Source organism: Algoriphagus persicinus, assembly GCF_035156415.1.
Taxonomy (GTDB): domain Bacteria; phylum Bacteroidota; class Bacteroidia; order Cytophagales; family Cyclobacteriaceae; genus Algoriphagus; species Algoriphagus persicinus.
In genome coordinates this window covers 127,926-142,358 of record NZ_JAYEEY010000009.1, presented here as the reverse complement: position 1 = coordinate 142,358, position 14,433 = coordinate 127,926, and the positions used below count along the sequence as shown (strand labels likewise).

General features: G+C 39.8%; 9 protein-coding genes. 7 read left to right on the top strand and 2 right to left on the bottom strand.

Annotation, left to right across the window (positions count from 1 at the left end; genetic code table 11):
- Positions 1–281 precede the first annotated feature (281 nt).
- Entirely contained in the window at positions 282–1,814 is a 1,533-nt protein-coding gene (locus U3A58_RS09080; RefSeq protein WP_323823098.1) for a SulP family inorganic anion transporter, read from the top strand.
- 304 nt (positions 1,815–2,118) lie between these two features.
- On the top strand, positions 2,119–3,387 hold the full coding sequence (locus U3A58_RS09075; protein WP_323823097.1) for an MFS transporter: 1,269 nt from the start codon (positions 2,119–2,121) through the stop codon (positions 3,385–3,387).
- Between the two features lie 56 nt (positions 3,388–3,443).
- On the opposite strand, the gene U3A58_RS09070 is transcribed toward U3A58_RS09075, so the two are convergent.
- On the bottom strand, positions 3,444–3,776 hold the full coding sequence (locus tag U3A58_RS09070) for a TraR/DksA family transcriptional regulator (protein WP_323823096.1): 333 nt from the start codon (positions 3,774–3,776) through the stop codon (positions 3,444–3,446).
- Between the two features lie 344 nt (positions 3,777–4,120).
- Between U3A58_RS09070 and U3A58_RS09065 the strand changes: the two genes are divergently transcribed.
- Both U3A58_RS09065 and U3A58_RS09060 read left to right on the top strand, forming a co-directional pair.
- On the top strand, positions 4,121–5,482 hold the full coding sequence (locus tag U3A58_RS09065; RefSeq protein ID WP_323823095.1) for a sensor histidine kinase: 1,362 nt from the start codon (positions 4,121–4,123) through the stop codon (positions 5,480–5,482).
- Positions 5,457–6,140, top strand: a complete 684-nt coding sequence (locus U3A58_RS09060; RefSeq protein ID WP_323823094.1) for a response regulator transcription factor — start codon at positions 5,457–5,459, stop codon at positions 6,138–6,140. The genes U3A58_RS09065 and U3A58_RS09060 overlap by 26 nt, the downstream gene beginning before the upstream one ends.
- A 47-nt stretch (positions 6,141–6,187) precedes the next feature.
- Here U3A58_RS09060 and U3A58_RS09055 read toward each other — a convergent pair whose 3' ends face one another.
- Entirely contained in the window at positions 6,188–8,920 is a 2,733-nt protein-coding gene (locus U3A58_RS09055) for a TonB-dependent receptor (protein ID WP_323823093.1), read from the bottom strand.
- Positions 8,921–9,366: 446 nt separating this feature from the next.
- Between U3A58_RS09055 and U3A58_RS09050 the strand changes: the two genes are divergently transcribed.
- The 3 genes from U3A58_RS09050 (at position 9,367) to trkA (ending at position 14,433) form a co-directional block, all read left to right on the top strand.
- The gene (locus tag U3A58_RS09050) at positions 9,367–11,349 is read left to right on the top strand and encodes a cation:proton antiporter domain-containing protein (protein WP_323823092.1); all 1,983 of its coding nucleotides are present in this window, start codon (positions 9,367–9,369) and stop codon (positions 11,347–11,349) included.
- A 356-nt stretch (positions 11,350–11,705) separates the two neighbouring features.
- Positions 11,706–12,830 carry a DNA recombination protein RmuC gene (locus tag U3A58_RS09045; RefSeq protein ID WP_323823091.1) on the top strand — a complete coding sequence of 375 codons (1,125 nt, stop codon included), beginning with the start codon at positions 11,706–11,708 and terminating at the stop codon, positions 12,828–12,830.
- A 256-nt stretch (positions 12,831–13,086) separates the two neighbouring features.
- Positions 13,087–14,433, top strand: a complete 1,347-nt coding sequence (gene trkA / locus U3A58_RS09040; protein ID WP_323823090.1) for a Trk system potassium transporter TrkA — start codon at positions 13,087–13,089, stop codon at positions 14,431–14,433.

Genomic DNA, 14,433 nt, shown 5'->3' with positions numbered 1-14,433 from the left:
TTTTTTATTTTTCTACGTTACCGATTGAATTTCATTATTTCATCGGTTTTGACCATTTAGGAGTATATTCTTTAAGTTGCTTTTTTTCAGAATTTAATTTGGGCATTCTTTTTTAGCTATCTTTGCCTCGCAATGAATATTGAAACAACAGCAGTTACTCCAGATTAAAATTTTTTTTCCGGGCTTCCGGGATCCCTGAGCTTCTGGCGCCAGTAGTTGGCATAATTTCTAATTTCCTTATTCCATTTCCAATTTATTATATCTCAAACAATATTCTTTATATGAAGAAATACTTCAATTTATTTGATTTCAGTCAACGTGTTGACTATAAAACGGAAGTTCTTTCGGGTCTTACCGTTGCAATGGCACTCATTCCTGAAGCGGTGGCATTTGCTATGATTGCAGGACTTTCTCCATTGACAGGGCTTTATGCTGCCTTCGTCATGGGATTAGTTACCGCTATTTTGGGTGGCAGACCGGGAATGATCTCGGGGGCAACAGGAGCTATTGCTGTAGTTATTGTAGCCTTGGCTGTTTCACACGGAGTTGAATATGTGTTTGCCGCAGTGATTCTGTCTGGTTTAATTCAGATTTTGGCTGGTTCGCTCCGTTTGGGCAAACTCATGCGTTTAGTCCCCCATCCAGTGATATTCGGATTTGTCAATGGACTGGCAATTATCATCTTTATGTCACAGTTGAATCAATTTAAAGGGCCTGATGGTAACTGGCTTGGTGGCACACCACTATATATTCTTTTGGGACTAGTGCTGCTCACGATGCTTATTATTTGGGGGCTTCCAAAGCTGACCAAAGCAGTACCGTCATCCCTTGTTGCGATCTTAGTGGTGTTTGGACTCGTAGCCATTCTGAAAATCGACACGAAGACCGTTGGAGATATTGCAAGTATCAAGGGAGGCTTTCCTCCTTTTCATATTCCAACTGTTCCATTGAATTTTGAGACATTACAGCTTATCCTACCTTATGCAGTCATCATGGCTGGAGTTGGGTTAATCGAAAGTTTACTTACGCTGAATATTATCGATGAGATCACCGAAACACGAGGAAGAAGTAATAAAGAAGCAGTAGCTCAGGGTATTGCAAATGTTACTTCAGGCTTCTTTTCAGGAATGGGTGGTTGCGCAATGCTGGGACAGAGTTTGATCAATATATCCTCTGGAGCACGTGCCCGTCTATCAGGGATTGTGGCAGCAGTGATGCTTTTGGTATTTATTATTTTTGGTTCTGGGTTAATAGAGCAAGTTCCTATGGCTGCTTTGACAGGACTGATGATCATGGTAGCTATAGGTACATTTGAATGGGCAAGTATCAAGACGATTACCAAAATGCCTAAGAAGGATATTTTTCTGATGTTTCTGGTTACACTGATAACAGCTATTCTCCACAATCTTGCACTTGCGGTCTTGATAGGAGTAGTCCTAGCGGCTCTCTTCTTTTCCTGGGACAATGCAAAACGCATCCGTGCCCGCAAACGAATAGATGAAAATGGAGTCAAACATTATGAAATTTTCGGCCCTTTGTTTTTTGGTTCTATATCAGCCTTTAATGAAAAGTTTGATGTATTAAATGACCCAGATGAAGTAATCATTGATTTTGAAGAAAGCAGGGTAGTAGATATGTCAGCTATTGAGGCTCTCAACAAAATCACCGAACGCTACCATAAAGTTGGCAAAAAGGTGCACCTGAGGCATCTTAGTCCAGATTGCAGGGGATTGCTCGCAAAGGCAGATGAAATCCTCGAGATCAACATCCTCGAAGATCCTACTTACAAAGTGATGACTGATAAGGTGACCTAATAGTAAAATACAACCTCAACCTATTGTAGGCGTCCGGCTCTGTTTTACCTAACAGACCGGACGCAATTATTTTACACCTATACTAAAAACCACAGACATTTAAAATGTCTGTGGTTTACAGAATATTTTGATAGCAAAACAGGGATGATAAAATTATAATTTTGTCAACAGGTTCTTAAACTTATCCCAGAGCTCAATCGATTAGGACGTGCTAACTAGGATTAGCAGAAGAAGGTACGAGTTAAGAAAACTTTCTCTATGACGTTAAAGCTAGCTTTGGATAAACCCCGATGAAAAAAATCCAATGAATTATTTCAAGTTTATCCGTTCCAATGGGGTTATGGTAGTTTTTGGTATCATGATGACTGCCTTGTCTAGTTTTGGGCAGACCTTCTTGCTGGCATTATATGTCCCTTTTTTGATTTCGGATTTTTCGCTTTCCAACAGCTCCGTTTCTACTTTTTATGGAGTGGCTACTATTATCAGTGCAGCACTGCTACCTAAGGTAGGTAAGTTGATAGATACGGTGCCGATCAAATGGTTTATAATTGGAACCACATTGCTTTTCTGTTTAGCCTTGCTTACTTTCTCGCTAGCTACCGTTTGGTGGGTGATCCCCATTTCTTTTTTAGGGTTGAGGTTGGCTGGACAAGGACTTTATTCCCATATATCCATCACGGCAATGTCCCGATATTTTGAGGAAAATCGGGGGAAAGCGATCAGTCTGGCATCTCTCGGCCACCCGCTGGGTCAGGCAGTGTTGCCTGCGATTATCTTAATTGTCATTGGTAGAATCGGATGGAGAGAATCTCTGTGGCTTAATGCTGGTCTTGTTACAGTGATTGTACTATTCTTTACACTTTTTGTATTGAAGGAAAAGCACCTCCAACCAGAGGGCGAAACTACAGACATCCCAGAGGAGAAAACCTTAGAGACCAAAATCCGCCAACGTGATATCATCCGCTCCAAGGAATTCTGGTTGTTGGCTCCAAATGTATTTTTTATTCCCTTTGCGACCACAGGTCTTTTTTTCTATCAAATTTCCATCGTTGAATTCAAGGGATGGCCAGAGGGATTGGTGGCTGCGGGACTGTCTGTTTTCGCAATTGCAGGTTCCGCGAGCATTCTCACTGCAGGGCCGTTGATTGATAAGTATCGGGCAAAAACCTTCTTCCCCTGGTACTTATTCCCGTTTTTCATTGGGATCCTGGGGCTTTGGCTTATTCCCAATATCTGGTCTATGTTCGTTTACATGATTTTGATGGGATTGTCGGTAGGGTTTGGGTCTGCGATTTTGGCATCCCTTCAGGTAGAGTTTTTCGGCAAAAAATTCATTGGATCAGTACGCAGTGTTTTCACCTCGATGATGGTATTGAGTTCGGCTGTTGGGCCTGCTTTATATGGAATTATATTGGATGCTGGATGGGGTTGGGATACTGTTTTGCCAATAAACTTGATCATTTTGCTGCCTATTATTGTTCAGTCCTTCCGGGCTATGCCAGGATTTACCAAAGCCAAATGGAAATTCAAGTACAAGCGATTAAAAAAGAAATTTAGAAACGGACCGGCATGAAATTACTTTAATAGTATAAGCCCTTATTCAACCAGGGCTTTCCACAGACAATGCCATTACTGCGCACATTTTATACAGTGGTTGCTTTCGGGCATAAAAAGTAGTCTGTTAATGTTTATTTCCTGACCACAGCGGATACATTTACCGAATTCAGCAGTGCCCAATTTACTTAGCCAATTGTTTAAACCTCTCAATTTGGCCTCATTCTTCTTGATTTGAGCGTCATTGATCGAACGGTTGTTGATAAAGTCCATTCGGGAGATTCTTCCGATGGCACTGTCAAGTGCCTGAGGTGCGGTATGTTCTTTAAGGATATTCATATCCTCATTGATTTCAAGAATTTTTTCTAAGATTTTGGTTCGGATTTCCTGTTCAAAGGTGCTGTCCATAGTCTAAATAGAAAAGGGTATTCTCAAATATAATGATATCCACTTTGTAACACACTTAGACATAGACTTGAAAGTAGATCTCCGCTTTTTTCTGGGCTCTTGAATTCCCTTTTGAGATTCAAATTGTATAAAACATTAGCTTGGAGAGCATGTCATGTATATAGATTGATTGGTCAAAAGTGCGATAGCGAATCCTAGACTCAGGTATTTTGGATACTAGTGTAATTAGAGATAGTATAAAACCAATAAATTCACATGATCGGGAAAGCCTGAAGAAAAGGTTAAAAAGGTTAAGTGAAAGTTAAGAGAAGGCATATTCTGCTCAAAAATGATTAAAATCCGGAATGATTGAGCGCCTATTGAACAAATGGATTGATTTTGTAAGGGATCATATTTATGTGATTACTATCATGATCTCTATTTCTCTGACAGGTTTGTTATTTGTTCAGTACAACCTCATCAAATTGGAGGTAAATATCCAAAAACGCCAATTTGACAAGGAAATAGATGAGGTGCTTTTGGACATGCATCATAGAATTGAGGATGATGAGGAAATAAGCAATAAGCTGATTCAGCTGATAGGGGACAAAGTTCCTGTATTCGAACGTGATTCTCTTGAAGAATACATGGTTTATGAGATTAGAACTTTTACCGACAGTATCTTAAGAAACCATAAACTTGGATTTCTGGATTATGATTTCGCGTTTTACCATCGAGTAGAGGATACCATTGCCTTTACTTCAGCAGTGAACCCACATCAACCTGATTATCAAAAATACGCCTTTAAGGCTGGTTGGCGAATACGTGAAGTTTATGGTAAGGGAGTGTTTAGATTCGGCCTGCTGTTTCACAACCAATCACTATATGTGGTGTATCAGATTTTTTCAATTCTGATCATTACCACGCTGTTTATTCTCATCCTATTAGGTAGTTTTTTCAGTACGTTCATGGTGTTACACAGACAAAAGCAACTTTCACAATTAAAGAATGATTTTATCAACAACCTGACCCACGAACTGAAAACACCGATTTTTGCATCGTCAATTCTCTACAAAATCATTAAGGAAAAAAGGCATAAATTATCAGAGGGCGAATTGGATCATCACCTATTCTTGTTGGAGAAAGAAAACCATCTGTTGAAGATCAAAGTGGAAAAGGTTTTGGAATTAAGTGTACTGGAACACGAGAATCCGGGACTGAATCTGAAGGAAATAGATTTACATGCGATCATCGCCCAGAAAGCTGAAATTTACAGCATAATCATTCATGAAAGGGATGGAGTGCTAAACTGTAATCTCCAGGCAGAAAATTTCTTGATCCAGGGAGACTACATGCACATCGGGAATATCATAGATAACTTGCTGGATAATGCCATAAAATACTCGGTTAAGATTCCAGAGATCCAAATTACCACCCACAATCATACAGATGGGATTCAGTTGATCATCAGCGATCATGGTATCGGCGTAGAGAGTACGGATCTTCCATTTATTTTTGATAAGTTTTTTAGAGTGAGCCAAGGCAACTTACACCAGACTAGGGGCTTTGGTCTGGGGCTGAGCTATGTCAAAATGATGACCGAATTACATGGTGGCACGCTGACATTTGAGAGTAAAATTGGAAAAGGAAGTACGGTCACTCTTCAGTTTCCACTTAAAATCACCAGTAATTCTATTCGTTATGTCGCCAAAAATTTTATTAGTTGAAGATGATCAGACCTTGGGGTATGCATTGAAGACCTATCTTGAAATGCACGATTTTTCCATATCATGGCAGACAGATGGGATGCTGGGCAAGGAAGCTTTTTTGAGGGAATCCTTTGACCTATGTGTTTTGGATGTGATGATGCCAAAAATGGATGGATTTACGCTGGCCACCGAGATCAAAAATGTAAATCCCGATATCCCTATAATCTTTTTGACCGCTAGGTCTATGAAAATAGATAAACTACAGGGATTCCAGAAAGGTGCTGATGATTATATCGTCAAGCCGGTGGATGAGGAAGAACTGATTGCCAGAATACAGGCGGTGTTACGCAGAACCCAGAATCAGCCCGAAATGAATACGCATTATCTCATAGGCAACCTTGAATTTGATTCTGAAAGTCGTAGGCTGGTATCTGGGACCGAAACCATCATTCTCACTGAAAAGGAAGCTGAAATCCTACAGCTCCTCTGTGAGAAAAAAAATCAATTGCTGGATCGCAAATTGGTGCTGAAAAAACTTTGGGGACAGGTAGATTACTTTAATAGACGCAGTATGGATGTACATATGGCCAAATTGAGAAAATACCTAAGTCAGGATCCCAATCTCACCATTATCAATATCCATGGAAAAGGATATATTCTCGAAGATATTTCATAACGTCTGTTTTGATTGAACCGATCGCTTCCTTAAGAAAGGTTTACTGATTAAAAATCCTCCATCGAGGTGCCTTTGCTAAAATTCCGCAGGTTATAAGTAAAGGTGAGCATCACGTAGCGCTGCAATACATTGGACTGCCGGTCTTCAATGTATATTTCAGAAATGTTCCTGCGGATATTGTTGTTCTGTCCAAACAGATCATAGACATTTAAACTGATTTCCGCTCGTTGATTGATAAACAGTTTCTTGCCTATACTCATGTTCATCAGGAGAAAACTAGTATCAAACCCTTCTGCGAGTCCTGTATTGAGCTGGTGGTTGATATCCATCCTATACACAAATCCTTTCCAAAGAATCCAGTTCAAATTCAAACGGCTGGATTGATTGAAATAATTGTTGTTTAATGTGGGACGTAGAGAATTGTCAACCAAATTATACGATGATCTTGTAGAAATATTAAAATCAACTTTATCACTGATATTACTACTCAGGGAGAATCCTCCTCTGAACCTGGTAGAGTATATAAAGTTAATTTCTTCATTGACCATTCCTGGTCTTTTAGTGTAATCTACACCGCCGTTAAGACTCAGGTTGGATTTGATAAAATCTACGGGCAATCCATAGCTTATATAGGATCTAAAATTCTGGTACCCGTCCAGGTTGACCGGTCTTGATAGCTGTGAGCCTTTTTCCAGTACAATTCCATCCTCAATCTCAATTTGCTCCTGAGCAATGAATGAACTGTTGGTAACTCTGTTGTTTTCAAATGAGGATTGGATATAGACAAAAAATGAACGGTCAGTTTCTGAATTGTTGCTTCTATATCTCAGCCTAAATCTCTTGTTATAGGATTGATCGAGTTCGGGGTTTCCTGTGCGCAATTGCAGGGGATTAGAATTATCGATGACTGCTTGTAGATCACCAATAGATGGAGCATTTGTGTACGTGTCAAAATCAAATTCCAGTTTATTGGATCGGGTGAATTGATAATCCAACCTGAATGTTGGAAGTACACTTGTGAAAATCCGCTCAAGAGCAAAGCTTTTGGGGAACTCCTGCGTGTTTTGCAACTTCACATGCTGAAACTCAGTCTCAACCTGTATTTTTAATTTTTCCAAGGAATATTGATATCCTATTTCAACTTCCTGTGAAAGATTTTCGCTGTTGAAAGTGTTACTTAGCGCAGTATCAAGGATGGTGTAGGTGGGAGTAATTTCTTCCTGATCATCTAGATTGTAAATAAGCCTGTCAGAATCATCAAGCCTATTTCCTATTTCGTATTCTATTTCAATCATTCCATTTTTCCCCAGTGGCTCAGTGTAGGAAAAATCAGCTTCCCAAGAAAACCCTTTTCGCCTGCGAACAATGCTTTGATTAAGAATTTCTTGCCTTTCTGTTGGCAGGAAAAAGATGTTTTGAGCCTCCCTTATGGCATCATCTTCATCTATATGATTTCCTGCATTTAAACCCAGTGTAAAACTCCTTCCTTTTTTGGCAAATTTCCGGCTGTAATAAAGGTTGTTAGTAATATCTATCTCTGAATTTTCAGCGCTGAGCTGATTATCTGTCTGGTTCAATAACCCATCAGGGGTCATAGTTCTACCTGAGAAACTAGAACTTTCTGTATCAAATCGGCCAGATATTCTCGGTCTGAAAAGAATTCTATTGTTGCTGTCCAGTTGATAATCCAGTCGTAAATCAAACCGGTGATAATTTGTAGCCTGAATATCCTGATTCTCCTCAGTATATACCTGTCCTTCATTTTCAGGTAAGACAAAATCTCTGATCAGAGAAGACCGCCCAATGTTTTTGCGGTTGTTATACAAATAGCTGCCTGAGACCTCTATCTTATCTCCCCATTCATCACTGAAGTTGATCCCGAATGAATTGGTGGTGATGATTCCGTCTTGGGTTCTGGCTTCTCCCTGACTGTTGGCATCTCCTGAAAAATCCATTGCATTGATATTATTGCTCAAACCTGTAAATGTAATCCGCCGATCACCATTGAACGCATTGATACTGGTACCTGCCATATATCTGCCATCGGTTCCATAGCCGACAGAGGTTTTTCCAAACTGCCCTTTTCTGCGGTCGGGTTTAGTGACTATGTTGATGGTTTTTTGTTGCTCACCATCATCAAACCCGCTTAATTCCGCTTTATCACTTTTCTTATCAAACACCTGAACACTTTGAACTACTTCAGCCGGAAGATTTTGCAAAGCTGCTTTGACATCTGTACCGAAGAAGGGTTTGCCGTCCACCAGTATCTGCGTCACATTTTCCCCTTGGGCCTGTATGTTTCCATCTTCCATAGAAATGCCCGGCATTTTTTGAACAAGGTTTTGGGCACTTGCGTCATTTAATGTTTGAAAAGCATCCGCATTAAATTGGGTAGTGTCACCTCTCTGTTCGCTTACTGATCTTCGACCGGTAACTGTCACTTCTGTCAAATTAGTAGTCGTTTGATTCAAGGTGAATTCGCCTATGTTGATGTTCTGATTTTTAATGGACACAGGCTTGATAATTTCCTCATATCCTATAAATTTCATTTTCAGGTTGTAAGTACCCGGATCAATATTATTTAGAATAAATGCACCGTCTAAGTTTGTCACAGCCCCTTGAATCATAGTGGAATCTTTCACTGACTCCAAAATGATTGTAACACCGGGAAAGGTGGTACCATCGTCGCCATTCTTCACCGAACCTGCTATAGAATATACCTGGGCTTGGGCTTGTAGAGTTATACAAAAAAGTAGAATTAATATTGTAGAAGGTTTCATTTTACAAAGTGGGGTTTAGGCGAACTCTTTGCGTTCTGGCATTTAATTCAAAGGAACCTATAAATCGTGTTCAAGTGGGACAAGCATACGTTAAGCAGCCTTAAGGAAAGGTTAAAAAGGTTAAGAGGATGTTAAGAATAGAGGAATAGGAGATTGAAGGAGGATGTTCACAATGCCTTTTAAGCAATTGGGCTTTGGGTTAGTTGCTCTATTTCTCTCTGCAAAGTGATTTCCATGCAGCCATCTATTAAGTGTATAGTCGGAAGTAAGATTGCATTGATTCACTTTGAAAAATTCCACAGAATTCAATAGTAGCCAGTCCCATTGCTAGAAATTTCTTGTTTCACTGCCCAAATGTCAAAGACTAGACTAGAGTAGTTTCAATTTGTGGGCAAAAGTGAGTATAATGACAAAAGAATAAAAAAAGCAAATAGAGAAGAAAAGGAATGCATCTACCCTTATTACAAGATATACTTATCCTGTTAGGTTTTTCGATCGTTATTGTTTTTGCTTTACAAAAGCTTAAACTCCCTTCTATAATCGGCTTTTTGCTGACAGGGGTAATAATCGGGCCTTATGGTTTTAGCCTTATCCATCAAGTAGAGCAAGTTGAAATCCTGTCTGAGATTGGAGTAATTCTCTTGCTCTTCGTGATTGGTATGGAATTGTCGATAAAGCAATTAATCTCTATCAAAAAGACCGTTTTTATTGGCGGGTTTTTACAGGTAGGTGTCACGGTACTTATAGCTGGACTTGTTTATTACTTTTTGGGTAATTCTTGGAATGAATCGGTGTTTGTGGGTTTTCTTTTTTCTCTTTCAAGTACAGCAATAGTCCTAAAAACGCTACAGGATAGACAGCAGATCAGTGCCCCTCATGCAAGAAATGCACTGGCAATTTTGATCTTTCAAGACATAATTGTGGTGCCAATGATGCTTGTTACCCCTATGATAGCCGGCGAATCAACAAATCTCGGCTTAAGTATTCTGTCGCTGCTTTTAAAGTCTGTTATTCTTCTTGCAATCACTTTTGTTAGCGCACGATATGTTGTGCCACGGTTGATGCATGCGGTTGCGAAAACCAATAGCAAAGAGCTATTCTTGTTGGTTACTATCACCCTTTGTTTTGCTGTGGCATTTTTTACATCAGAAGCAGGACTTTCTTTAGCATTAGGAGCTTTTATTGCAGGTTTGATTGTTTCTGAATCAGAATACAGCTATCAAGCAACGAGTATCATTCTTCCTTTTCGAGAGCTTTTCACAAGCTTCTTTTTTGTTTCTGTAGGTATGCTGCTTGATTTAAACTTTTTTCTAAATAACATTCCTGTTATCATGCTGTTGGTAGTTGCAGTGTTCCTTATCAAATCAGCAGTGGCAGCAGTGGCAGTAGCCGTTCTTAAATACCCCACTCGAACGGTATTATTAACAGGACTGGCACTTTTTCAAGTTGGGGAATTTGCTTTTATTCTCTCAAAAGTGGGTATAGAATACAATTTATTAACTGTCGAAACTAACCAATATTTTTTATCTGTTTCTATCGTGTCAATGATACTGACACCGTTTGTAATCATTTTTTCAGAGAATATAGTTGACAGGTTTATTGGTGTTTCAAAAAAGTTAGGACTTGACAGTACGTTGGTTTCAGCAAAAAATTCAACAGAAATTGTCAATCAGGAATTGGACAATCATTTAGTCATTATAGGGTATGGTGTAAATGGAAGTAATTTGGCTAAGGCAGCAGCAGCAAGTAACATTCCGTATGCCGTAATCGAGATGAATGCCGATACAGTCAAACGTGAAAAAGCAAAAGGTGTCCCCATTGTTTTTGGTGATGCTACTCAAGACCATATGCTCGAAACGGTACATCTTTCAAAAGCCAGGGCGGCTGTAGTAGCTATTTCAGACAACTTTGCCACCCGAAGTGTCATTAAGAATATTCGTTCTCAATCTGATTCGATCTATTTGGTAGTGCGAACAAGGTATATTAAGGAAACCTCTGAATTGCTCGCTTTAGGAGCTGATGAAGTGATCCCTGAAGAGTTTGAAACTTCAGTACAAATATTCACTTATGTGCTTCAGAATTTTCTTGTTCCCGAAGACGATATTGATCAGTTTATCGAGAAAGTCAGAGCCGACAATTACCAATTATTTAAAGGTGAATTGAAACGCCCGAAAACCTACCGGCCAAATGAATTGGCAGATTTCAACATCACTTGCTTGCGAATGAACGCAGACAGCAATACATTTTTAGGAAAGCCATTAAAAGAATTGAACCTAAGGGCTGACTATGGCATAAATATCCTAGGCATCAAGAGGAAAAATAAAATGATGGAAAGTATACATCCAGAAGATAAATTAAAACAAGGAGACATTATCTACATTCAAGGAAATCAAAGTAAAATAGAACAGTTCCATAAACTGATAAAATAAAGCTACCAAGGCACTTTGTATCCATCTGAGCATCCCATAATGTTTGGTTTAGGAATTTTAGTTTATCTGTTTAGCCGTGCCGCCGCCAGTTTGAAGGAAAAAGTTAGGAGAGGTCTTTTTGCTTATGGATCTGGATTCTTTCAAAGACATCGGGAAACCATTCAAACTCATTGATTTTAAGTGTTTTGTTGGTTAAGTTCCAAAAGGCTACTTTCACGATCCCAATCTAATGACTTATGCCGACTGATTATTTACTTATTTTTGTAGTTTTTCTTCAAGTGATTTTGCTGTTTTTATTTTTTCTACGAAAGAATGCTAGCGAGGAAAAGGCCTATCTACAAACAGAACTGGCTAGGATGAGTAAAGAACTTGAGCTTGCTTTGGCGCAATCAAGGCGGGAGGCAAGTGAGAATCTGACCAATCAGTTTCAGTTAGTTTTCAATAGTATTCGTGCCAATTCAAAAGATCAAAATGAAGCGTTAAAAACTTTTGGAGAGGTATTTCGACAAAATGTACAAGACTTCAATACGCTCCAACGGGAGAAGTTCTCAGAGCTTAACCGACGACAGGAAGACCTGATGAAAAGCACTGAATTGAGGCTGGAGAAAATCCGCGAAACAGTGGATGAAAAGCTTCAAAAAACATTGGAAACCCGTCTGGGGCAATCCTTTGAGATGGTAAGTAATCAGCTCCAAGCAGTGCAAAAAGGTTTAGGCGAAATGCAAAATCTTGCCAATGGTGTTGGTGATTTGAAGCGGGTGCTGACTAATGTGAAAAGCCGTGGAGTATTGGGAGAATATCAATTACAGGCAATATTGGAGAGTCTCCTTTCTCCGGATCAGTATGTATTGAATGCGGAAGTAGGAAAAGGAACCAGAGAGCGAGTGGAGTTTGCCGTGAAAATGCCAGGCCAGAGCGAGCCTATTTTACTCCCTATTGATTCTAAATTTCCGCAGGAATCATATCTCAGATTAGTAGATGCTTATGAAATCGCATCCAAACCAGAAATCGAAGTGCACCGCAGCGAACTTTTCAAAGCAGTGAAAAAGTCTGCTCAGGAAATCCAGAATAAATATGTTCACCCCCCATACACAACTGATTTTGCCATTCTTTTTCTCCCGGTAGAAAGTCTATATGCCGAAATCCTTCGCGAGCCCGGCCTGACACAGCAGATTCAGCAGGATTTTAAAGTATTGGTCACAGGGCCTACGACCCTTTCCGCGATTTTGAATAGTCTTCAAATGGGTTTTAGAACTTTGGCAATACAGAAGAGAAGTTCTGAGGTTTGGCAGATTTTAGGAGCAATCAAGACTGAATTTGGGAAGTTTGGAGAGTTGATCGAAAAGACCCAGAAAAAGCTTACCGAGGCAAATTCTGAACTGGATAAGCTAGTAGGAGCGAGAACTCGTGTGATTCAGCGGAAACTAAAAGATATACAAGAATTGCCTGAAGCGGAGAGTAACAAGCTTCTTGAAGAATAAGGGATTGGAGGATTATGAGTCCGAAAAAACTTACGAAAAAAATGAGATTTTTGATTATGGCTTTGTTACTTAGCTCTATAAGTATGAAATCGAGCATGACTCAAGCCTCACACACTGGGATGATTATAAGACTTGCGAGATTCCGTTTGGCCTTTGAAAAACAATTATAAACACATGAAAAGAAATAGCTTAATAGCCGATTACCAGTTGGAAAGCTATTATTTTTGCCAATTCAAAAATCACCTGAATTACTTCTATGGGGATGAATATTGTGATTGCTGGTGCTGGAGACATGGGATACCACCTCGCTGAGCAATTAAGTTTTGATAATAAGGACATCACACTGATCGATACAGACAGAGAAGTCCTCGACTACGTCGCTTCCAAACTTGATGTGTTGACGGTGCAAGGGGATGCGACTTCCTTTGATGTCCTCAAGCGAGCCAACGTAAACAGAGCCAGTATGCTCTTGGCGGTGACCACCTCCGAGAAGACCAACATTGTGACGGCGGTATTGGCAAAGCAACTAGGAGCAAAGCGTGTGATGGCCAGAGTGAGAAATCACTCCTATATGGATGCTGAAAATCTGTCATATTTCAAGAATTTAGGCATTGATAATTTGATATCGCCGACCATGCTTTGCAGCAAGCATATCTTTAATATGATAGAGAATTCCAGCTTTACGGAGGTGTTTGACTTTGAAGGGGGGAAGCTCAATATAGTGGGGATTACACTAGATCAAAGTAATCCTTTGGTCAATCAGCGGATCATGGACACCAAGTCCAATCCGATTTTTGATGATATCCGAATTATTGCTATTCTCAGGGATCAAAAAACGATCATACCTCGGGGGAGCACGATTGTTCGAAACAATGACCACGTATTTTTCATTTCCAACAAGAAAAATACACAGTCGATCATGGAGGTGTTGGGTCAGGAGAAACACACTATCAAGAATGTAATGATTATCGGAGGGGATGATATGGCGCTGACCACTGCACTCCGATTGGAAGATCATTTCCGAGTCACGCTGATCAATAAAGACAAAGAACGCTGTAAGTGGCTAGCTGAAAACCTGAAAAACTCCCTTGTAATCAATGGAGATTTCAAAAATGTAGAGCTACTGATTGAAGAAGGTTTGGAACAGATGGATGCATTTCTTGCCTTGACCGAATCTTCCGAAACGAATATTATTGCAAGTTTGACTGCCAAAAATCACGGGGTTTATAAGACTATAGCCCACGTGGACACTAGAGAGTACATTCATATTTCCCATAGCATAGGAGTGGATTCGCTGATCAACAAAAAGCTGGTAGCGGCCAATGAGATTTCTAGATTTTTGAAAAAAGGAACCGTGGAGGCTGTATCGGGTATTTATGGAGTGGATGCGGAGTTTATCCAGTACTCTGTCTGCAAGAATAATAGATTGATTAAAAATCCGCTTAGAGATTTGCACTTTCCTGATTCTGCCATCGTAGCAGGAGTAATCAGAGGCGATCAGGTTTTTATTCCAGATGGTGATTTCCAGCTTGATTTAAATGATAAAGCAATAGTGTTGGCTTTGCCTGAAGCCAAAAATGCGCTTGAAAAACTCTTTCATTAA

What these genes read in the sequence shown, in the direction of transcription:
- U3A58_RS09080 (WP_323823098.1), top strand. Translation starts at nt 282, where the DNA reads ATGAAGAAATACTTCAATTTATTTGATTTCAGTCAACGTGTTGACTAT.
- U3A58_RS09075 (WP_323823097.1), top strand. Translation starts at nt 2,119, where the DNA reads ATGAATTATTTCAAGTTTATCCGTTCCAATGGGGTTATGGTAGTTTTT.
- U3A58_RS09070 (WP_323823096.1), bottom strand. Translation starts at nt 3,776, where the DNA reads ATGGACAGCACCTTTGAACAGGAAATCCGAACCAAAATCTTAGAAAAA.
- U3A58_RS09065 (WP_323823095.1), top strand. Translation starts at nt 4,121, where the DNA reads ATGATTGAGCGCCTATTGAACAAATGGATTGATTTTGTAAGGGATCAT.
- U3A58_RS09060 (WP_323823094.1), top strand. Translation starts at nt 5,457, where the DNA reads ATGTCGCCAAAAATTTTATTAGTTGAAGATGATCAGACCTTGGGGTAT.
- U3A58_RS09055 (WP_323823093.1), bottom strand. Translation starts at nt 8,920, where the DNA reads ATGAAACCTTCTACAATATTAATTCTACTTTTTTGTATAACTCTACAA.
- U3A58_RS09050 (WP_323823092.1), top strand. Translation starts at nt 9,367, where the DNA reads ATGCATCTACCCTTATTACAAGATATACTTATCCTGTTAGGTTTTTCG.
- U3A58_RS09045 (WP_323823091.1), top strand. Translation starts at nt 11,706, where the DNA reads ATGAGTAAAGAACTTGAGCTTGCTTTGGCGCAATCAAGGCGGGAGGCA.
- trkA (WP_323823090.1), top strand. Translation starts at nt 13,087, where the DNA reads ATGGGGATGAATATTGTGATTGCTGGTGCTGGAGACATGGGATACCAC.